This is a genomic window from Haladaptatus sp. DJG-WS-42 (assembly GCF_037198285.1).
Taxonomy (GTDB): Archaea; Halobacteriota; Halobacteria; order Halobacteriales; family Halococcaceae; genus QDMS2.
In genome coordinates, this window is sequence record NZ_CP147243.1 from 1,349,589 (window position 1) to 1,368,775 (window position 19,187).

Here is a 19,187-nt window from a genome sequence, read left to right on the forward strand (position 1 = left end):
AGAACCGGTCAATGCGTGCGTTCCCCCGGAGTCGTTCTCTCACCCGTGTCTCACTTACCGGTAATAATTGTAGATACGCAGGAGGAGGGGCCGGACCTGCCTTAAGTGGTACTACTATGTGCGTTGCTGGCCTACGTATAGGCGCAATCATGAGCGATTACGCAAAAGACGTCCTTGTTTCCGCGGACTGGGTGGAGAGCCACCTTGATGAGTTCCAGAGCGACGACCCCGACTATCGACTGGTCGAGGTCGACGTAGACACGGAAGCCTACGAAGACGCCCACGCACCGGGCGCGATTGGCTTCAACTGGGAGACCGAACTCCAAGACCAGCTCCAGCGAGACATCCTCGAGAAGGAAGACTTCGAGAGCCTGCTCGGCAGCCACGGCATCACCGAGGATTCGACGGTCGTCCTCTATGGCGACAACTCGAACTGGTTCGCCGCCTACACCTACTGGCAGTTCAAGTACTACGGTCACGAAGACGTGCGCCTCCTGAACGGTGGCCGCGACTACTGGGTCGAAAACGACTACCCAACCACGACCGATGCTCCCGAGTTCACCGCCCGCGACTACACCGCACGCGGCCCGTTCGAGGGCATCCGCGCCTACCGCACGGACGTACAGAAGGCCATCGACCGCGGCGTTCCGCTCGTCGACGTTCGCAGCCCAGAAGAGTTCTCCGGCGAGATTCTCGCCCCACCAGGCCTCCAGGAGACCGCCCAGCGCGGCGGCCACATCCCCGGTGCGTCGAACATCTCGTGGGCCGCCACGGTCACCGACGACGGCACGTTCAAGTCCGCAGACGAACTCCGCGAACTCTACGAAAGTCAGGGCATCAAAAACGACCAGGAGGTCGTCACCTACTGCCGTATCGGTGAGCGCTCCTCGATTGCGTGGTTCGCCCTCTCCGAACTCCTCGGCTACGACAGCGTCGTGAACTACGACGGTTCGTGGACCGAATGGGGCAACCTCGTGGACGCCCCAATCGAGCGCGGCAACTGAGCACATCCCCTTTTTCGCTGACCCTACCGCGACCGATGGATAAATCCGAGGAGCACCCCAATACGTGGCTATGACTCCGGAGGATTTCCTCGACACCGTCCGTGAGGAGAACAAGACCCCACTCTCGCGGCTTGGCTCCTCGAAGGCGCTCTATGCCGACACCCACGGCGAACTCGACAAGACACCCGTCTTGAACGCTGCTGCGACCGCAGAACTCGCCGCCGCAGAAACCTTCGAGACGTGGGCCGACTCAGAGGAGAACGACACCGCTCGCGCCGTCTTCGAGGCTGCCGCCGCAGACGAACGCGACCACTACGAGCAGGTCGCCGCAAAGCTTGGCGACGAAGACGGTGGCGACCGCGTGCCAGCGATTCAGGCGTACCTCCGCGATCTCGATGCCTCGATTCCCCGCCTCGGGGGCTTCTGTGGCCGCGTTCTCGCCGCTCGGGCGTCGAAAAAGCAGTTGGTTGGCTTCTTCGTCGGCAAGGCAGACCCGAAAACGTCGCAGTTGTTCCGCGACCTTGCGAGCGACTTAGACGAGCAAGAACAACAGGCGGTGGCCGCCCTCGGTGATCTCTGTGAGTCAGACGAAGACTGGGCGGTCGCCCTTGACGCCGCGAGCGAGGCGCTACAGGCTGCCTACCGCGAGTACACCGAAGCGCTCGAAAGCATGGGTGTGAACCCGAAACCGGTCTGTTGAACGTTCAGCCCCGACAGAATACAGCTTCATTTTCGTTGGCGTCGTTTGGGCTAGTATGCCACACAACAACCATCACCGATGTTCGCGCTGTGGCCGCGACTTCTCGAACCGCCTGCTGCTCGACGACCACGTCAAACGCCGCCATCCACGCGAGGACGCGCTGTGGTGGGTGGCCGCAGAACGCCCGAACGACCTGCCGTTCGAGTACTGATGCCTGCCGCTTCGTGAACGTTTTTTACGACACTCTGTGACCCACCTACGTGTGAGTCTCTGGTCTGACCCGTCACGACGCCGCTGGCTGGTGTGGGGTGCTCTTGCGGTCGCATTCCTCCTTGTGAGTCTCTACCGTCTCTCGACTGCCGTACTCGCAGATGAGCTGATGCGCGCGTTCGACACGACGGGCGCGAGTCTCGGCACCTTACACGCCGCATTTTTCTACATCTACGCTGCCCTTCAGTTACCTTCAGGAGTGCTCGTAGACCGCGTCGGCATCAGAAAAACCGCCACGCTTGCCGTCCTCATAATGAGCGTTGGCGCGCTTGCCTTCTCGGTTGCAGACACCTACCTGCTGGCGTTTGCGAGTCGCGCACTGCTCGGCTTTGGTGCGTCGGTCATCTACATCTCCATCCTCCGATTCGTTGCAAACTGGTTCCGACCGACCGAGTTCGCCACGATGAACGGCCTCACGGTAGGCGTCTCCGGCCTCGGCGGAATTCTCGCAACCACGCCGCTCGCGGTTGCCGTCGCCACCGTTGGTTGGCGTGAGACTATTATCTTCCTCGGTCTCCTTGGTTTCGCCCTCGCGGTTGCCATCTACGTGTTCGCCCGCGACACGCCAAAACAGGCAGCCCTCGACCCAATTGACGGTGTTCCGTCCTCGCCCTCGCTCTCGCTCGCTGACGTCACGACGAACCTGAAAGGTGTGCTCGGTGAACGTGAGACGTGGCTCGCGGGCACGCTCTTGTTCTGCATCGTCGGCATCAACATCACGCTGCTTGGCTTGTGGGGCGTCCCGTTCGTCGTCCAGCAGTACGACGTTTCCGTGACCGAAGCCTCGACATACACGCTCCTCGGGAGCGTTGGCCTCGTCCTCGGCCCGCCCGTGTTCGGCTGGATTTCAGACCGCCTCGAAAACCGCACGGCGATTCTCGTCATCGCGACGCTGGTCTACACGGCCGTCGTCGGTGGCGTCGTGCTGACGGGTACGCCGCCGCTCTTCTACGTCGCCTTCATGTTCTTCCTCATCGGCTTCCTGATGGGTGGCACCGCGCTCGCCTACACGGTTATCAAAGAGCGCCACGATAGTGCCGCGAGCGGTGTCTCGACCGGTACGGTGAACACCATTGCCTATACGGGCGCGGCGTTGTTTCCGACCGTGTTGGGGGTTGCGCTCGACGTCTACTGGACGGGCGAGACAGTCGCCGGGTCGCGCATCTACACCGACGTGGGCTACCGCGTCGCCTTCGCCATCGCCACGATGGCGGGCGTGGTTGCATTGGTGTGTGCCCTCTCGCTGCACGTCAGAACCCACGGTTGGTCGTCGCTCACGCCCTCCTAGGCGGCGTGCTCTGAGCGGGCACACAGGTCAAGTGGCTCGGGGTCTAACAGCCGTCAATGAGTGATTCCGGCCCGCTTTCTCCCGACAAACCGGGAAAAGGGCGACCGTTTCGGGTGGACGCGCCGTTCGACCCCGCGGGTGACCAACCCGAGGCAATCGAGCAACTCGCCGCGGGCTTTCGAGAGGGAATGGACCGCCAGACCCTGCTCGGGGTGACTGGCTCCGGGAAAACCAACACCGTGAGTTGGGTCGTAGAAGAAATCCAAAAACCCACGCTCGTCATCGCCCACAACAAGACGCTCGCCGCCCAGTTGTACGAGGAGTTCAAGAACCTGTTTCCGGACAACGCGGTGGAGTACTTCGTCTCCTATTACGACTACTACCAGCCCGAAGCGTACATCGAGCAGACCGACACCTACATCGACAAAGACGCCTCCATTAACGAGGAAATCGACCGGTTGCGCCACTCCGCGACGCGCTCGCTGCTCACGCGCGACGACGTGATTGTGGTCGCGTCGGTCTCTGCGATTTACGGCCTTGGTGACCCGCGCAACTACGAGTCGATGGCGCTTCGTTTAGAGGAGGGCCAGCAGTTAGACCGCGACGAGGTTCTGAAGCGACTGGTTGACCTGAACTACGACCGCAACGACGTCGACTTCACGAACGGGACGTTCCGGGTGCGCGGCGACACCCTCGAAGTGTTCCCGATGTACGGTCGCTACGCCGTCCGTATCGAGTTCTGGGGCGACGAAATCGACCGCATGCTCAAGGTGGACACCGTAGAGGGTGAGGTCAAGAGCACGGAGCCAGCCGTCCTCATCCACCCTGCAGAGCACTACTCGATTCCAGAAGAACGCTTAGAACAGGCGATTGGTGAAATCGAGGACCTCCTCGCAGACCGCATCAGCTACTTCCAGCGCAAAGGCGACCTCATCGCCGCCCAGCGCATCGAAGAGCGCACCACCTTTGACCTTGAGATGATGCGCGAAACGGGCTACTGCTCCGGTATCGAGAACTACTCGGTGCACCTCGACAACCGCTCTATCGGCGACCCGCCGTACACCTTACTCGACTACTTCCCCGACGACTTCCTCACCGTCATCGACGAATCGCACGTTACGCTCCCACAAATCAAGGGGCAGTTCGCGGGCGACAAATCGCGCAAAGACTCGCTCGTCGGGAACGGGTTTCGCCTGCCGACGGCCTACGACAACCGTCCCCTGACGTTCGAGGAGTTCCAGGAAAAGACGGCGAAAACGCTGTTCGTGAGCGCGACGCCTGCGGATTACGAGCGCGAGCACTCTGAACAGATTGTCGAACAAATCGTCCGGCCGACCCACCTCGTTGACCCGAAGGTGGAGATTTCACCTGCGGAGGGGCAGGTCGAAGACCTGCTCAACCGCATCGCAGCACGCACTGAACGCGACGAGCGCGTACTCGTGACAACCCTCACGAAGCGGATGGCCGAAGACCTGACCGAGTACTTCGAGGAGGCGGGCGTGGCCGTCGAGTACATGCACGACGAGACGGACACCTTAGAGCGCCACGAGTTGATTCGCGGGCTTCGCCTCGGCGAGTTCGACGTACTGGTAGGAATCAACCTCTTGCGCGAGGGCCTCGACATTCCCGAGGTGTCGTTGGTGGCCGTCCTCGACGCAGACCAACAGGGCTTCCTGCGGTCTTCGACCACGCTCATCCAAACGATGGGGCGGGCCGCCCGCAACGTCCACGGCGAGGTCATTCTCTATGCGGACAACACAACCGACGCGATGCGCACGGCCATCGACGAGACCCAGCGCCGCCGCGAGATTCAGACGCGCTTCAACGAGGAGAACGGGTTCGAGCCAAAAACCATCGAGAAGGACGTCGGGAAGACGAGTCTACCCGGAAGCAAGAAAAAACAGCGCAACGTCGCTCGCGTCACACCCGAGACCGACGACGAGGCGCTCGACCTCATCTTCGAACTCGAAGACCGGATGCAGGAGGCGGCGGACAATCTGGAGTTCGAGTTGGCTGCAGACATCCGCGACCGGATTCACAAACTCAGAAAGGAGTTCGACTTAGGTGCCGACGACGGCGTGCCCGCACCCGGCGAAGTTTAGTTCAGCGCCTGCACTTCGTCGCTCAGGTCGCTCGGCTCATCGACCGGCCCGTTTACGAACAGCGCATGGCCCATTATTCCGATGGCGACCAGCCCCGAGAGCGTCACGCTCGTGGTGAGTGCGACCGACGTGAACACACCAATCGAGATACCGACCACCATCGCCAGTGCGATACCTGTGAGCACGAGGTCGTAGTACTGCCACGTGTAGTCCATGCGAGCCGGTAGCGACGCGACAAAGGAAAATGCTGGGGCTGTCAGTACAGCAGGACTTGCACTCACACCACCCTAGAACAAATTTACTTGTATTAGTGAAACCAATATTGGAAAGGTTTAACCGTCCTGCGAGGGCACCACAGCATACACTACAGCCGCGGCCGCTCACGGTTTCGAGCGGCGGGTAGCCCGTGCTCTAGAGTGGCGACGCTCGACTGACACCGCGGCTGGTTTTGACACATGAGTCACCAACACTCCCACACCGACGCCGATTCGATTCGCTCGATACTCGACCACCCACGTCTCGGAGACCGACTCCCGACCGACGTGCGCGACGACCTTGCCGACGAAGCCGACCGCAAACTCTCGCCGGACGCCGACCGCAAGGACGTTTTCGAGTTTCTCATCCAGTCGCTTCTCGCCCGCAGCGAGCGCGAATCGGGGTTTGAATCGCTTGCAGCCACCCTGTTTCGAGACCGATACTACGAGCAGTTACTCGGCGAAACGGTCGGAAGCGACACCTTCAGCGAAGCCTACCGTACCCACTTCAGAGACAGCATCCGAGCGGGCGTCGCACGCGGTGTCTTCGATGAACGCCTCGGTGAGTACAACTTGCGGGAACTCGCAGACTGCCTCGTTCCGGCTCGCGACGCAGCCCTCGGCTACCGGGCGCTCGAAACGCTCACGAGCGACTCCTTCCTGCGGTCGAGAGCCGGACAACCCCGCGAACTTCCCCAGACCTGCTGGATGCGCGTGGCGATGACGCTCGCGCTCACCGAAGACGAACAGCGCAGAATCGACCACGCCATCGATTACTACGACGTGCTCTCGATGCTCGACTGGTAATCAAATCGCCCGCGAATAGACGATTTCGCCCACTGTCTCGTCACCCATTTTCACGCTGCCAGACCCCGATTCCGTAAAGCCCATTCGGGTGAACAGCGTTCGTGCCATCTCGTCGCTTTCGACCACGATGGCCTTCATCTCTGGTACGTTCGAGTCGCGCATGTCGTCGCGGAGGCGTTCGTAGAGCCGGTAGCCAATCCCTTCGTCCCAGCGGTCGGGGTGGGTGTAGAGCCGGACGATGTCGCCTTCGCCGTCGTGACCGACGCCATGGCAAAAGCCGACGACGCCCCCATTGTCAGCGACGAGAAAGTCTGTTTCTGGTTGGTCGAGAATACGCTGGAGCGACGCTTCGGAATACCACTCATCGACGGTTCGGGAAATGGTTTCTCCGGCGAGAGCGTCCGCGTAGGCAGCCGTCCACGCGGCGTGAGCCACGGCCTTGATGTCCGCGAAATCGTCGGTGGTTGCGGGTCGCATCTCCATACAGTCCTGTCGCTCCGTGTGGGCTTGAGTTAGGTTTGAAACGCCAGTTCAGTGGGGCTACCGACAGTTTGGTTGTGGTTCGACCAGACTCAGGCTACTCTGCTTCCACGTTTTCTACCTGCACCGCTTCGTCCACTTCCTCGACCTGTTTGAGAATCTCGTCGATGTCGTCCAAGCCGAGCAGCTCGCGGGTTTCGGCGTCGAACGCCTGGCTCAGCAACTCTTCATCACCTTCGCTCACATCGCTCCCGGTGAGGTGTTTGCCGTAGCGCCCGACGAGCGAGGTGAGTTCTTGGGGCATGATGTAGGTGGTCGAGGGACTCGTCCCGATGGCTTCGAGCGACTCTAAGCCCTTGTCGAGGACGGCGCGTTCGCCCATCGACTCTGCGGCGCGCGCCCGGAGCGTCGTCGCAATCGAGTCGCCTTGGGCTTCGAGCATCTGGGCCTGTTTTTCACCCTGTGCGCGGATAATCGAGGAGCTTTTCTCCCCCTGTGCGCGTTCGATGGAACTCCGGCGTTCCCCCTGCGCTTCGAGAATCATCGCCCGACGACGGCGCTCTGCGGAGGTCTGTTCTTCCATCGCGTCGACCACGTCTTGGCTCGGCTGGATGGCTTGCACCTCGACGGCTTCGACGCGGATGCCCCACGCGTCGGTCGGCCCCTCCAACTCGCGGCGAATGCGGTCGTTGATTTCGCGCCGCCGGGAGAGCGTGTCGTCGAGTTCCATGTCTCCGAGGACGGCACGGAGCGTCGTTTGAGCCAGATTCGACGTGGCGCGCATGTAGTCGTCCACTTCGAGGAACGCCCGTTTCGCGTCGGTCACGCGGAGGTAGATGACGGCGTTCGCGACGACCGGGGAGTTGTCACGCGTGATGGCCTCCTGTGAGGGAACGTCCATCGTCTGGGTGCGCATGTCGAAGGCGTAGGTCTGTGAGACAAAGGGCGGGACGAAGCGGATGCCGGGGCCGAGCAGTTCGCGGAACTCACCGAAGATGGTGAGCGCGCGTTTCTCGTAGGCTTGGACGATGACGACCGACTTTGCGACGACGACCGCCGCCGCGCCGAGGGCGAGGATGCCGAGAATTGCGGTCGTATCGAGGACGCTGAGAAAGCCGAGGATGAAAAACGCGGCAATAACGAGCGCTACGATTCGCCCCACCCCGCTCAGGTCGGGGCCGCTCGACCGCTTCCCGAGTTCGTAGAAGAAGCTGTCCATACCGTTGCTTCTCGTGTCACTGAGTTAATTGTTGGCCCGACTACTGCAGGCGGCGTTTGATGGTTTCTGCCCGCGATTTCCCGACGCCTGACACCGTCTGCAACTCGCCCACCGAGGCGGCTTTGATGCCATCGACGCTCCCGAAGCGCCGGAGCAGGCGCTTTCGCAACGCGGGGCCGACGCCCGGAATGTCATCGAGCACGGTTTTCACCTCGTCGCGGAGGGTTTGGTGGTACTGCACCGCAAAGCGATGGGACTCATCTCGCACGCGCTGGAGGAGGTGGAGGTGGGGCGCGTTCGACGGCCAGTCGAAGGTTCCATCGGGCGTTATCACCAGTTCATCCGCCTTTGCGAGCGCGATTGCCGGAACGTCCCACCCGACTGCTGAAAGTGCGTCGCGAGCGGCGTTCAACTGCCCATCGCCGCCGTCGATGAGCAGGAGGTCGGGGTCTGGTCGGTCGTCTCTGCCCGAGACGGCGCGCTCGGCCCGCCACCTGACGAGGTCGCGCATGTTCGCGTAATCGTCGTTCGTGTCGGTGAGTTTTTTCCGCCGATAATCCGATTTTTCGGGAGAGCCATCAACGAACGTGACGTTGCTCCCGACGACGGCTTTGCCCTGTGCGTGGCTCACGTCGAACCCTTCGATGCGGCGGATGCGCCCGAGTGAGAGGGCGTCACCGAGCGCCCGACCTTCGTCGGTTGCAGGCGACCGCCGCGCATTTTTGAGAGCCAAATCCACGAGCGTCGCCTCTCTGCCCGCGCCCGGTACCCGAACCGAGACGCCTTCTGTATCCAGCCAGCGGTCGATTTCCGCGTCTTCGTGGCGTTCGGGGAGGAGAATCGCATCCGGCAACTCGCGTTCGGCGTAGAACTGCGGGATGAACGCGGCGAGGACGGCCGCCACCCGTTCTTCGCCACCCTCGGGGGCGTTCATGGTGTACTGTTTTCGGTCGACCAACTGGCCACGCTCGCTGTGGAGGCGTGCGACCGTCGCCGTCTCGCCTTCGATGACCACGCCGAGCACGTCCACGACCATCTCGCTGCCCGACTTGGCGACGACCTCGCCGCCCCCGCCGTGGAAGCGCTGGGCGGCTTCGAGGCGGTCTCTGAGATTTGCAGCCCGTTCGAACTCTTGGTTCACCGAGGCGCGCTCCATCTCGGCTTCGAGCGGTTCGGTCAGAATCCCACTCTCGCCTTCGAAAAACCGGATGACTGCGTCCACGTCCCCAATGTACGCTTCAGCGCCGATTTCGCCGGTGCACGGCGCGGTGCATAGCCCGATATTGAAGTCGATACACGGGCGGGTGCGTCCCGCGAACTTGTGGTCTGAACACCCGCGGATGCCGTAGGTTTCGCGGATGGCCTTGACCACGGCATCGACGCGCCGTCGGTCGGTGTACGGCCCGAAAACGGTTGCGCCTGCCTCGGGGTCGCGGGTAACTTCGATGCGCGGAAATTCGTGACCGGTGAGCTGTACCAGTGGATAGGATTTGTCGTCTTTCAGCCGGACGTTGTACTTCGGCTGATGGCGCTTGATGAGGTTCGCTTCGAGCAGTAACGCCTGCGTCTCGGTATCGGTGACGGCGTAGTCGATGCGCTCTGCGCGCTCGACCATCTGTCCGATGCGGTAGCTTCGGGGGTCTGCGTACGACCGCACGCGACTGCGCAGGTTGACCGCTTTTCCGACGTAGAGTGTGGTGTCGCCCTCCAGAAATTGGTACACGCCCGGCTCGTGTGGCAGTGTTGCAGCCTGCTCGCGGAGGGCGGCCACGTCCATATCTGAATCGAACACCTCGAAGCGTTTCAACCGTTCGCTACCGTGGGATACAAGCACAGGGCGGCCCGACCACCGGGCATGACCGATTCGCTGCGCCTGTGGCTCGTCCACCGAACCTACGACGACAAGGGACTCATCTCGCTCGTGTACGCCACCGAAGACGGCACCCAGTATCTCCCGAAAGAGCGCGCGGCGACGACGCTTAGCCGGATTCCGGTGACCGCGGCCATCGACGTAGACGCGAGCGACGTGTATCCCGTCGAAGACGCAGAGACGCGCGAGCGATACGAGAACGAAGCGACGCGAATGAGCGAGCGTCACAACCCCACAGACGAAGTGTGACACAAAATTTTTCACTCGCTCAACACATGAGCCACTATGGCCGCTATTGAATTGGCCGATGTCACCAAACGATTCGGTGACACGGTCGCCCTGAAACAACTCTCGCTGAGTGTCGAGCAAGGCGAAATTTACGGCTTTCTCGGCCCGAACGGCGCGGGGAAGTCGACGACCATCAATCTCTTGCTCGACTTCATCCGCCCAACGGCCGGCACGGTTCGCGTGCTCGGCCACGACGCCCAACAAGAGAGCCTCACCGTCCGGCAGAACACGGGCGTCCTCCCCGAAGGCTTCTCCGTGTACAACCGCCTCACCGGGCGCAAACACGTCGAGTTCGCCATCGAGTCGAAAAACGCCACCGACGACCCAGACACCCTCTTAGAACGCGTCGGCCTCGCGGGCGACGGCGACCGCAAAGCAGGCGGCTACTCGAAAGGGATGCGCCAGCGTCTTGCCCTCGCTATGGCCATCGCGGGCAGCCCAGACCTCCTCATTCTGGACGAACCCTCCACTGGCCTCGACCCGAACGGGGCCCGCGAGATGCGCCGCATCATCACCGAAGAACGCGACCGCGGTGCGACCGTGTTCTTCTCCAGTCACATCCTCGAACAGGTCGAAGCAATCTGCGACCGCGTTGGGATTCTCAGACAGGGGGAACTCGTCGCCGAAGACACCCTCGACGCCCTGCGCGACGAGACCGACGCCGGCACGACGCTCGTCATCACGGTCGGCGCGCTCCCCGACGACGCACTCGCCGCCGTGCGCGACCTCTCGGGCGTTCTCGACGTGACCCACGACGAGGACACGCTCACCGTCTCGTGTGAAGACGGGAGCAAAACGCGCGTCCTCACGACGCTCGAAAACAACGGCGCAACCGTCTCTGACTTCTCCACCAAAGAAGCCTCGCTCGAAGATCTGTTCGCTTCCTACACGGAGGTGTCCGCATGAGCGTCGTCACCGTCGCCAAGAAGGACTTCCAAGACGCCATCCGCTCGAAGGTGTTGCTCGCCCTCGCCACGCTGTTCGTCCTCTTTGCGGGCGGTGCAGCCTACATCTTTGCTGAGTTCTTTAGTGGAGCAAACGATACCCTCTCGACGATTGGCCTCATCGTGTTCTTGCTCGGGCCGGTCGGCACGCTCGTCCCGCTTACCGGCCTCATCGTCGGCTACAAAGCCATCGTTGGCGAGCGAGAGAGCGGGAGCCTCAAGTTCCTGCTCGCGCTGCCTCACACCCGCCGCGACGTGGTGCTCGGCAAAGTGCTTGGTCGCTCTGGCGTGCTCGCCACGGCGATTCTCGCTGGCTTCGCGCTCGCCGCCGTCATCGCCGTTGCGCTCTACAGTTCGTTCTCGCCAGCGGCGTTCCTCGGGTTTACCGCCCTCACGCTCCTGTTCGGCGCCGTGTTCGTGAGCGTGGGCGTTGGCATCTCCGCTTCGACGGGTTCGTCTTCGAAGGCAACCGCCGCCGTCATCGGCTTTTTCCTCCTGTTCGAGTTCCTCTGGGGACTCATCCCAACTCTCCTCAACTACGCCCTTACCGGCAGTTTCGGCTTCCAAGGGCCGCCGCCGAGTTGGTATCAGTTCCTCACGAACATTAGCCCGAGCGCGGCGTTCGGCAACGCAATCACGCTCGTGCTCCCGGCCAATGCCGGACTCACGATGCCCGGTCAGGTCCAATCAATCTTCGTCGAAGGCTGGTTCGGCCTGCTCGTCCTCCTCGCGTGGGCGCTCATCCCGCTCGCCCTCGGCTACGCCCGCTTCGAACGCGCAGACCTCTAAGCCACACACCTTTTGTTTCGGCCGGAGAACACGTTTCAATGCATCTCTCAGAAGGCGATACACACACCTACGAACGCTCCTTCACCCACGAGGACGTCCGCCAGTTTGGCGAGCTCTCCGGTGACGACCAACCCCGCCACACCGAACCCGACGAGGAGGGCAGGCTCATGGCACAGGGACTGCTCACGGGAACCTTGCCAACCAAACTCGGCAGCGACATCCACTTTTTCGCCCACACGATGACGTTTCGCTTCCGCAGACCGGTCTATACGGACGAGACGATTACCTGTGAGATGACGATTGATACGATTAGTGAAGCCGACGACCGCTACAACGTAGACGCCACCTTCGTCTGCACCAACGACGAGGACGTGACCGTGCTCTCCGGTGAGGTGTCGGGGCTTATCTGGAAGGACTGACGCCTTTTTCTGCGAGCAACTTCCAGAACGCTTCCTCGTCGAGAATTGGGACGCCGTTTGACTCCGCATCGTTCGTCTTGCTCGCCCCCGGATTCTCTCCAGCGACGAGATAGTCGGTGTTCCCCGAGACGCTCCCCGTCGCGTTCGCGCCGTGTTTTTCGACCACGGCTTGGGCCTCGCTGCGCGTCATCTCCGCGAGGCTTCCGGTGAAGACAAAGGTGAGGCCCGCGAGTTCGTCGCCACCCGTTTGTTTGACAGACTCGGGTTCGACGCCGCGTTCGCGCAACTGGGCAATCACCCGACGATTCTCCTCGCTCTCGAAAAACGTCGAAATATCTGCGGCGACGGTTTCGCCCACGTCGTCTACTTCCTGTAGCTCCGCCGCAGTCGCGTCCATAATCCCATTGAGCGTACCGAACTCGCGGGCGAGCGACCGCGCCGTGGTTGGCCCAACCGAGGGAATCCCGAGGCCGACGAGGAAGGCGTCGAGCGCGGGCTGTTTCGCGGCTTCTAATTCGTTGAGGAGGTTGTCGGCGCTCTTTTCGCCCCAGCCCTCAAGCTCCACGAGGTCGTCGCGCGAGAGGCTGTAGAGGTCGGCTATCGTCTCGATGAGCCCTGCTTCGATGAGTTGAACCACTTTCTCTTGGCCGAGGCCTTCTACGTCGAGCGCCCCGCGGCTGGCGTAGTGGCCCACGGCGCGTTCGAGTTGCGCACGACAGGCGAAGCCGCCGGTACAGAAGGCAAGCGGGCCGTCGCGTTCGACCGGGCTCTCACACACCGGGCAGGTGTCGGGGTATTCGAAGTGACCCGCTGCGTGTTTCTCGACGACTTCTGCGACGTACGGAATCACGTCGCCCGCGCGCTCGATGCGGATTTCGTCGCCGATGTTCACGTTCATCGCCTCGATTTCACCCGGATTGTGGAGGGTGGCTCTGGAGACGGTGACGCCCGACACGTCCACGGGGTCTAAGAGGGCGACCGGCGTCAGGCGACCGGTACGACCGACTTGCACCACGATGTCCGCGATGCGCGTCTGTTCGGTGCGGGCGGGGAACTTGTAGGCGAACGCCCAGCGCGGGGCGCGAGCCGTTTCGCCCAACTCGTCGCACGCCGCCCGGTCGTTGACCTTGATGACCGTGCCATCGATTTCGTAGTTCAGGTCGTCGCGCGCTTCCTGTATCTCGTTTCGGTAGGCGATTGCACCTTCGATGTCGGAAACCAATCGCGAACGGGCAGAGGCTTTGAGGCCCCATTTGGGGAGTGCGTCGTGTTGGGCTGCGTGCGTCTCGAACGTCCGGCTCGAATCGAGCACGTCGAAGAAAAAGCAGTCGAGTGGGCGGCTTGCCGTAATTTTTGGGTCGAGTTGTCGCAGCGTTCCGGCCGCCGCGTTTCGCGGGTTTGCAAACGGGTCGTCGCCGTTTTCGATGCGTTCGCGGTTGTGCGCCTGAAACGCGTCGCGGGGCATGTACACCTCGCCACGCACCACGAGACGGTCGGGAAAGTCACCATGGAGGCGCTGGGGGACGGAGCGAATCGTCCGGACGTTCGCGGTCACGTCCTCGCCGGTGACGCCGTCGCCACGGGTCGCGGCCCGTTCGTAGCGGCCGTCTTCGTAGACGACTTCGACGGAGAGGCCGTCGAATTTTGGTTCGCAGAAGTAGTCGACTTCGCCCACCGCATCGCGGACGCGCTGGTCGAACGCGCGCACGTCTGTCTCCTCGCCCGAGGAGTCGATGGACTTCATCGCCGCGATGTGTTCGACGGTTTCGAGTTCGTCTAACGGTTCCTCACCGACCCGGCGTGTCGGGCTGTCTGCTGTCCAGAGGTCGAAGGCGTCCTCTACGTCTTGGAGTCGGCTGAACAGGGCATCGTACACGTGGTCTGCGATGACTGGCTGATTCTCGACGTAGTAGCGTTTGTCGTGATAGCGGATGGCCTCGCGCAGGCGGGCGACTTCCTCGCGGGCCTCGTCGTCGCTCAACTCGGCGACCGGGCGAAACTCGGTCACGGGGTCGTCGAGATGGGGATTGTCGTCGCCGGTGGTCATTACCGGGTGATTGGTCGCCCGGTGTTAAAATCTCGGGGAGAGGGTTTCGATGGGTTCGAGTTCGTCGGCACACCGCTCTGCGAAGGCGAGCAGGTCGAGGTCTGCGTCTGGTTCCATCGAGACGGTGACGCCCGTGTTTTCTTGGAAATAAAACCGTAAGATGAGCGCGTCGTCGAATCGGGCAACGCTCCAGTGGACGGCTCCGAGGCCGAAGGTGTCTTCGACCGAGATGGTTTGCTCGCCGCTTTCGGTGAGATACGACGAAATCTTCGGGACGTACTCCGCACGGCTGTCTCGCACGTCTCTGCGGGCAATGAGGAGATGGTGTGTCTCGTCGTGGTGGTAGCGTGCGATGCGAAGCTGGTCGCCCAATTCAGTTTCTAAAAACGAGATGAAACCATCGAAATTGCCCATTGCGTGCGGTTTTTACACTGACAATATCTTACATCTTTCGGAGGTGTCGGGCTTCGTGTGTGAACACGGACTGACACTGGCGACACTTGGTCAGACCCACAGGCGTTATCTGTTGGGCCTCGAACGGAGAAGTATGTCGGAGGAGTTCCTCCTGTTGAATCCAGGACCAGTTCCGATCACCGATGCGGTACGCAGAGCCATGGACGGGTCGATGGTTTCTCACCGCTCGGCCGAATTCGAAGCCACCTACGCTCGCGCACAGGACGGCCTTTCGTACATCTTCGAGTGTTCGACACTCGACGGGTCGTCTACGTCCTCGGGAGGAACCAGCCTCATCCTGAACGGCACGGCCACGATGGGGATGGAAGCCGCTGTGGCGAACCTCACGGACGACGACAGCGAGGTCGTCGCGCTCGTAAACGGGAAATTCGGCCGTCGGTTCAAGCGCATCGCAGACCGCCACGCACAGGTCTCGGCCGTCGAAATCGAGTGGGGCGAGTCGTTCGACCTTGACGACGTTGCAGACGCCATCACCGACGACACGGACGTCGTCACGATGGTCCACAACGAGACCTCGACGGGTGTGTTGAACCCGGTCGAACAGGTCGGCGAACTCGCTGCCGCCGCGGACGCTCGCTTCGTCGTAGACGGCGTCACCAGCATCGGCGGTGACGTGTTCAAAATCGACGACTGGAACGTTGACATCGCCATCACCGACTCCCAGAAGGCGCTCGCCGCGCCACCGGGCGTGAGCGCGATGTACGTCGCAGACCGCGCTGTTGAGTACATCGACGGCGAGGGCGCGCCGTTCTACGAAGACTTAGACTGGCATCTGCGCAAAGCCGAGTCCCATCAGACGCCGTTTACGAGCGCCGTACCGTTGTTCCGCTCGCTCGCGGTCGCCGTCGAACAAATCGAAGACGAGACGATGGAAACGCGCATCGCCCGCCACCGCCGCCAGTCCGCGGCGTTCCGCGCTGGTTTCGAGGCAATGGGCCTCTCGCTGTTCGCGTCGCTCAACGAGGATTCGGCCTATTCGAACACGCTCACGTCGGTTGCGCTTCCTGAGTCGGTCACAGCATCGCCATCCGACTTCTTCGATGCGGTCAAAGCACGAAACGTCTCCATCAGTGGCGGACAGGCCCACCTTGGTGGGCACATTTTCCGCGTCTCAAACATGGGCAACCTCGAAGCCGACCAGATCCTTCGCGGGATTCGGACGATTGGCGAGGCCATGACCGACGTCGGTGTGGATGCGGATACCGAAGCCGCACTCACCGCCGCGCGCGCCGAACTGGACGACTAATAGCGACCTTTTTTGCGACGTCTTTCGCGCCTGTGTAGTCGCGCCGTCAAACCGCCTGCCACTTACGTGTCTCTCGTCCACAGAATCGGACGCAAATGGCCGAAAAGAAATTCGCAATCCTCCTGAACGCAGACAAGACGAGTGTCGGCCCCGCGGCGAACGGGCTTGAGTACGCGCTTGACTTAGACGACGCTGGCTACACCGCGGAAGTCTACTTCGACGGCGCGGCGACCGAGTGGCCAGCCGTCCTCGACAGGAAGCCGGACAACCCCGTGAACAAGTACTTCAACGAGGCCGTAGAGCGTGGCCTCATCGGTGGGGCGTGTGGCTACTGTGCGAACGCGTTTGGCGTCTACGACGACGTGGACGAGGCGGGCGTCGAACTCCTTGGCGGGCGCGAGAATCACGGCCCGGACGTCGGCGCGCTCGTCTCAGAAGGCTACGAACTCATCACCGTCGGGTAATCAGCGCCCGGCTTCCGCCCCGAACAGGGACTGTTTTTCGAGTTTCAAACGCACGAACACTGGGAGCGTGAGCAGCGCAATCCCGATTTCGAGACCGCCCGCGACGAGGAAGGCGGCTAAAAAGCCGTAGGTGTCGGCCACCGCGCCACCGACGACGATACCCGTGAGAAAGCCAATCGAGCCGAAGATGTTGAACCCGCCCATGGCAACCCCGCGTTCGGTGTCCCGGGAGAGGTCGTTCACGAGCGCCATCGTCGCGGGCGCCATGAGCGCGCCGAGGACGCCAACGACGACCATGCCGGCGCGGGCGGCGTTCAGCGTGGGGACGAGGCCAACGGCGATGACTGCAACCCCATACAGGCCGGAGCCGACGACGACCGGCCCCACTCTCCCGACTCGGTCTGAGAGCACGCCAAAGGGGTACTGGAGCAGGGCGAAGGGGACGAAAAACAGCGCGAGCACGAGGCCGGTCTGGGCGGCGTCTAAGCCGAACGCGGTGCGAAAGTAGAACGTCCCGACGAGGGCGAAAAAGCCCGCCGTGAGCCGGTCGATGAAGCCAAAGGCGTAGGGCAGGAGGAGGACGGGCGTTTCCCTGAGTCCAGAGAGGGTGGCCGCGACACCGTCGTGGTTTTTCGGGGCGCGGTCGGTGACGAAAATCGTGAGAACCGCTCCAAGTGCGAGCAGGCCGCTTGCGAGATAGAGCGGCGCGAGCGGGTCTATCGTCGTGAGTCGCCCGCCGAGCGGTGCGCCAAGGGCGGTGCCGAGACCGATGGCGATGCCCGCCGCACCCATGTTCTTGCCGTGGCCGCCGTCCAAATCCATCAGCATGGTCATCGAAAGCGAGAACGCAGCAATGGTGACCGCCCCTTGGATGAATCGAAGCACGAGCACGGCTCCGAAGGCGGTGATGCCGACGATAGGCAGAACGGCGAGCAGCGCGTAGCCAACTGCGCCGCCAAGCGCCCCGAGGGCGATGTACGGCGCTCTTCGGCCCGTGGTGTCGCTCAAACTCCCCCAAACGCCCGCGAAGAGGACGAATCCCACAAACTCGGCGGTGAGAAACCACATCCCCGCATCGAGGCTTGTGGTCGCGCCGAGGGCGGCGAGGAGGTCTGGGACGCCGGGGTAGAGGAGCACCTGCGCGAACAATACGACGAACACGACGAGTGCGAGGCGTATCCGGTCTGTCCCGGCCATGTGGGGTAAAAAGACTTGAACGGGCTAAATCTCTGTGCTCGAGATTGCGGTCCCGTTTCAACGAGAAAACCGCGTGCTGTGAACGTTCTTCCGGACTGGCCTATCTCGGTAGTTAGTACGTCTTTAACGTTGGTATTACCTGATTTACGATATGACTCTCTCGCGTATGAGTCTGCAGGGGACAGAGACATGCGATTTGCTATTCGCCGGTCAGACCGGGGGATGTCGCCACTGGTGGGGGTGATTACGATGGTTGCGGTGACCATTCTCTCGGCTGCGCTTACGACGGGGATGCTGTATGGAATGACCGATGCAGCGGGCGGTCCGGCACCGGTGATAATTATGACCGATTCGGCTCGTGCGTCGCAGGTCGGCGACCAGACCTACGCCGACTTGCTGTTCTACCACGAGGGTGGCCAGCAGGCGAACGTCGAAGATTTGGAAATCATCGTTCGAAACGGCGGCTCCTCGACGCACCACACCATCTCGAAAACGGGTGATGTTGCAGACGGGCTGTGGACGGGTGGAGAATTGCTCTCAGTTTCGCTCTCGGGTGAGGAAGTCTGTGCAAGCGGTGGTGAGTATCTCGACGTGTACTTGGTGCACAAGCAAGACGAAAAGCGGTCGTCCATCATCGCAAAGCGCACGGTTCCGGTTGAACGTGAAGAACAGCTCGTGCCCATCACGAGCAGCGACTTCGACATCGTAGAAGGTGCGGTCGTACCCGGGGCTGACTACGATGCAGAAGTCGTCCTCCTCGGGACGGCCATCTCAGACGGACACGGTTCTGACATCCCCGTGTACATCGAATTCCAAGTCGGTGACGACACCATCGTTCCGTGGCCCGGCGACGTGAACGACGGCGAGAATCCACGAACCACGGAGTTCATCGGACGCACCGCGGGTGAGGCAATCTCCGTGAAAGCAACGGGACTGCTCTCCGCTCTATCTACCGAAGAGACCGAGCAGGTACTCGTGTTGCGCGACGGTGATGAAGTGCCAGACATCGAAGGGTTCGAAGATCAGTCGAACGCAGAGGAGTTCGTCAGAGACTACATCGTAGATGGGAAGATAAGCCTCGAAGAGAACGAGGCTATCTTCCTCTTCGAGATTGGGACTGATAACCTCAACAGCAATGCTGCGGACTTCCAGGATGCGGTTGTGCTCGTCAGCATGTCGCGGCTCGAAGAGACCACCGAGACCGAGAACGTAGTCGAAGCGTCCCAGATCCAAGACGTGCGCTCACACCGAACCATCATCTGCGCTGCGTAAGGCGAGTGCAGGTTTTGCCTATACTCACAGTTATAGAAAGCTCCAGGAATATG

20 protein-coding genes are annotated in these 19,187 nt (G+C 61.8%); 13 read left to right on the forward strand and 7 right to left on the reverse strand.

Annotated elements, in window-relative coordinates; translation table 11 throughout:
- The first annotated feature begins 149 nt into the window (after window positions 1–149).
- The 5 genes from V5N47_RS07410 (at window position 150) to uvrB (ending at window position 5,364) form a co-directional block, all read left to right on the forward strand.
- Window positions 150–1,004: a sulfurtransferase gene (locus V5N47_RS07410; RefSeq protein WP_338730239.1), complete on the forward strand. Its 855-nt coding sequence runs from the start codon at window positions 150–152 to the stop codon at window positions 1,002–1,004.
- A gap of 70 nt (window positions 1,005–1,074) precedes the next feature.
- Complete coding sequence (locus V5N47_RS07415) at window positions 1,075–1,704, forward strand: rubrerythrin family protein (RefSeq protein WP_338730240.1); 630 nt, start codon at window positions 1,075–1,077, stop codon at window positions 1,702–1,704.
- 55 nt (window positions 1,705–1,759) lie between these two features.
- Complete coding sequence (locus tag V5N47_RS07420) at window positions 1,760–1,915, forward strand: hypothetical protein (protein WP_338730241.1); 156 nt, start codon at window positions 1,760–1,762, stop codon at window positions 1,913–1,915.
- A 51-nt stretch (window positions 1,916–1,966) separates the two neighbouring features.
- A complete protein-coding gene (locus V5N47_RS07425; RefSeq protein ID WP_338730243.1) occupies window positions 1,967–3,262 on the forward strand; it encodes an MFS transporter in 1,296 nt (431 codons plus the stop codon).
- Between the two features lie 56 nt (window positions 3,263–3,318).
- Window positions 3,319–5,364, forward strand: a complete 2,046-nt coding sequence (gene uvrB, locus V5N47_RS07430; RefSeq protein ID WP_338730244.1) for an excinuclease ABC subunit UvrB — start codon at window positions 3,319–3,321, stop codon at window positions 5,362–5,364.
- On the opposite strand, the gene V5N47_RS07435 is transcribed toward uvrB, so the two are convergent.
- Window positions 5,361–5,579 (reverse strand): hypothetical protein, encoded by a 219-nt coding sequence (locus tag V5N47_RS07435; RefSeq protein WP_338730245.1) that lies wholly within the window; start codon window positions 5,577–5,579, stop codon window positions 5,361–5,363. The genes uvrB and V5N47_RS07435 overlap by 4 nt on opposite strands.
- A gap of 240 nt (window positions 5,580–5,819) precedes the next feature.
- On the opposite strand from V5N47_RS07435, the gene V5N47_RS07440 reads away from it, so the two are divergent.
- The gene (locus V5N47_RS07440; RefSeq protein WP_338730246.1) at window positions 5,820–6,425 is read left to right on the forward strand and encodes a ribonucleotide reductase N-terminal alpha domain-containing protein; all 606 of its coding nucleotides are present in this window, start codon (window positions 5,820–5,822) and stop codon (window positions 6,423–6,425) included.
- On the opposite strand, the gene V5N47_RS07445 is transcribed toward V5N47_RS07440, so the two are convergent.
- The 3 genes from V5N47_RS07445 to V5N47_RS07455 form a co-directional block, all read right to left on the reverse strand.
- On the reverse strand, window positions 6,426–6,908 hold the full coding sequence (locus V5N47_RS07445; protein ID WP_338730247.1) for a GNAT family N-acetyltransferase: 483 nt from the start codon (window positions 6,906–6,908) through the stop codon (window positions 6,426–6,428).
- A gap of 94 nt (window positions 6,909–7,002) precedes the next feature.
- Window positions 7,003–8,124 carry an SPFH domain-containing protein gene (locus tag V5N47_RS07450; protein ID WP_338730248.1) on the reverse strand — a complete coding sequence of 374 codons (1,122 nt, stop codon included), beginning with the start codon at window positions 8,122–8,124 and terminating at the stop codon, window positions 7,003–7,005.
- A gap of 40 nt (window positions 8,125–8,164) precedes the next feature.
- Window positions 8,165–9,901 (reverse strand): excinuclease ABC subunit C, encoded by a 1,737-nt coding sequence (locus V5N47_RS07455; protein WP_338730361.1) that lies wholly within the window; start codon window positions 9,899–9,901, stop codon window positions 8,165–8,167.
- Between the two features lie 78 nt (window positions 9,902–9,979).
- On the opposite strand from V5N47_RS07455, the gene V5N47_RS07460 reads away from it, so the two are divergent.
- Genes V5N47_RS07460 through V5N47_RS07475 form a run of 4 tightly spaced genes read left to right on the forward strand, consistent with a single transcriptional unit; the run spans window position 9,980 to window position 12,434 of the window.
- Window positions 9,980–10,243 (forward strand): hypothetical protein, encoded by a 264-nt coding sequence (locus V5N47_RS07460; RefSeq protein WP_338730249.1) that lies wholly within the window; start codon window positions 9,980–9,982, stop codon window positions 10,241–10,243.
- Window positions 10,244–10,279: 36 nt separating this feature from the next.
- Window positions 10,280–11,188, forward strand: coding sequence for an ABC transporter ATP-binding protein (locus V5N47_RS07465; RefSeq protein WP_338730250.1), 909 nt, complete (start codon window positions 10,280–10,282; stop codon window positions 11,186–11,188).
- Complete coding sequence (locus tag V5N47_RS07470; protein WP_338730251.1) at window positions 11,185–12,015, forward strand: ABC transporter permease; 831 nt, start codon at window positions 11,185–11,187, stop codon at window positions 12,013–12,015. Before V5N47_RS07465 ends, V5N47_RS07470 begins: the two co-directional genes overlap by 4 nt.
- 38 nt (window positions 12,016–12,053) lie before the next feature.
- Window positions 12,054–12,434, forward strand: coding sequence for a dehydratase (locus tag V5N47_RS07475; protein WP_338730252.1), 381 nt, complete (start codon window positions 12,054–12,056; stop codon window positions 12,432–12,434).
- Here V5N47_RS07475 and ligA read toward each other — a convergent pair.
- Both ligA and V5N47_RS07485 read right to left on the reverse strand, forming a co-directional pair.
- Window positions 12,418–14,481, reverse strand: coding sequence for an NAD-dependent DNA ligase LigA (gene ligA, locus V5N47_RS07480; protein ID WP_338730253.1), 2,064 nt, complete (start codon window positions 14,479–14,481; stop codon window positions 12,418–12,420). The two genes, V5N47_RS07475 and ligA, sit on opposite strands and share 17 nt — an antisense overlap.
- 24 nt (window positions 14,482–14,505) lie before the next feature.
- Complete coding sequence (locus V5N47_RS07485; RefSeq protein WP_338730254.1) at window positions 14,506–14,895, reverse strand: hypothetical protein; 390 nt, start codon at window positions 14,893–14,895, stop codon at window positions 14,506–14,508.
- A gap of 133 nt (window positions 14,896–15,028) precedes the next feature.
- Here V5N47_RS07485 and V5N47_RS07490 point away from each other — a divergent pair, with 133 nt between their 5' ends.
- Entirely contained in the window at window positions 15,029–16,201 is a 1,173-nt protein-coding gene (locus tag V5N47_RS07490; RefSeq protein WP_338730255.1) for an alanine--glyoxylate aminotransferase family protein, read from the forward strand.
- Between the two features lie 95 nt (window positions 16,202–16,296).
- On the forward strand, window positions 16,297–16,665 hold the full coding sequence (locus V5N47_RS07495) for a hypothetical protein (RefSeq protein ID WP_338730256.1): 369 nt from the start codon (window positions 16,297–16,299) through the stop codon (window positions 16,663–16,665).
- On the opposite strand, the gene V5N47_RS07500 is transcribed toward V5N47_RS07495, so the two are convergent.
- Window positions 16,666–17,862 (reverse strand): MFS transporter, encoded by a 1,197-nt coding sequence (locus tag V5N47_RS07500; protein ID WP_338730257.1) that lies wholly within the window; start codon window positions 17,860–17,862, stop codon window positions 16,666–16,668. It abuts the gene before it with no gap.
- A 189-nt stretch (window positions 17,863–18,051) separates the two neighbouring features.
- On the opposite strand from V5N47_RS07500, the gene V5N47_RS07505 reads away from it, so the two are divergent.
- The gene (locus V5N47_RS07505) at window positions 18,052–19,134 is read left to right on the forward strand and encodes a type IV pilin N-terminal domain-containing protein (RefSeq protein WP_338730258.1); all 1,083 of its coding nucleotides are present in this window, start codon (window positions 18,052–18,054) and stop codon (window positions 19,132–19,134) included.
- Window positions 19,135–19,187: the final 53 nt, after the last annotated feature.

Excerpts from the sequence above, each read along its gene's own strand:
- V5N47_RS07410 (WP_338730239.1), top strand. The coding sequence starts at position 150 with ATGAGCGATTACGCAAAAGACGTCCTTGTTTCCGCGGACTGGGTGGAG.
- V5N47_RS07415 (WP_338730240.1), top strand. The coding sequence starts at position 1,075 with ATGACTCCGGAGGATTTCCTCGACACCGTCCGTGAGGAGAACAAGACC.
- V5N47_RS07420 (WP_338730241.1), top strand. The coding sequence starts at position 1,760 with ATGCCACACAACAACCATCACCGATGTTCGCGCTGTGGCCGCGACTTC.
- uvrB (WP_338730244.1), top strand. The coding sequence starts at position 3,319 with ATGAGTGATTCCGGCCCGCTTTCTCCCGACAAACCGGGAAAAGGGCGA.
- V5N47_RS07435 (WP_338730245.1), bottom strand. The coding sequence starts at position 5,579 with ATGGACTACACGTGGCAGTACTACGACCTCGTGCTCACAGGTATCGCA.
- V5N47_RS07440 (WP_338730246.1), top strand. The coding sequence starts at position 5,820 with ATGAGTCACCAACACTCCCACACCGACGCCGATTCGATTCGCTCGATA.
- V5N47_RS07445 (WP_338730247.1), bottom strand. The coding sequence starts at position 6,908 with ATGGAGATGCGACCCGCAACCACCGACGATTTCGCGGACATCAAGGCC.
- V5N47_RS07450 (WP_338730248.1), bottom strand. The coding sequence starts at position 8,124 with ATGGACAGCTTCTTCTACGAACTCGGGAAGCGGTCGAGCGGCCCCGAC.
- V5N47_RS07455 (WP_338730361.1), bottom strand. The coding sequence starts at position 9,901 with ATGGACGTGGCCGCCCTCCGCGAGCAGGCTGCAACACTGCCACACGAG.
- V5N47_RS07460 (WP_338730249.1), top strand. The coding sequence starts at position 9,980 with ATGACCGATTCGCTGCGCCTGTGGCTCGTCCACCGAACCTACGACGAC.
- V5N47_RS07465 (WP_338730250.1), top strand. The coding sequence starts at position 10,280 with ATGGCCGCTATTGAATTGGCCGATGTCACCAAACGATTCGGTGACACG.
- V5N47_RS07470 (WP_338730251.1), top strand. The coding sequence starts at position 11,185 with ATGAGCGTCGTCACCGTCGCCAAGAAGGACTTCCAAGACGCCATCCGC.
- V5N47_RS07475 (WP_338730252.1), top strand. The coding sequence starts at position 12,054 with ATGCATCTCTCAGAAGGCGATACACACACCTACGAACGCTCCTTCACC.
- ligA (WP_338730253.1), bottom strand. The coding sequence starts at position 14,481 with ATGACCACCGGCGACGACAATCCCCATCTCGACGACCCCGTGACCGAG.
- V5N47_RS07485 (WP_338730254.1), bottom strand. The coding sequence starts at position 14,895 with ATGGGCAATTTCGATGGTTTCATCTCGTTTTTAGAAACTGAATTGGGC.
- V5N47_RS07490 (WP_338730255.1), top strand. The coding sequence starts at position 15,029 with ATGTCGGAGGAGTTCCTCCTGTTGAATCCAGGACCAGTTCCGATCACC.
- V5N47_RS07495 (WP_338730256.1), top strand. The coding sequence starts at position 16,297 with ATGGCCGAAAAGAAATTCGCAATCCTCCTGAACGCAGACAAGACGAGT.
- V5N47_RS07500 (WP_338730257.1), bottom strand. The coding sequence starts at position 17,862 with ATGGCCGGGACAGACCGGATACGCCTCGCACTCGTCGTGTTCGTCGTA.
- V5N47_RS07505 (WP_338730258.1), top strand. The coding sequence starts at position 18,052 with ATGCGATTTGCTATTCGCCGGTCAGACCGGGGGATGTCGCCACTGGTG.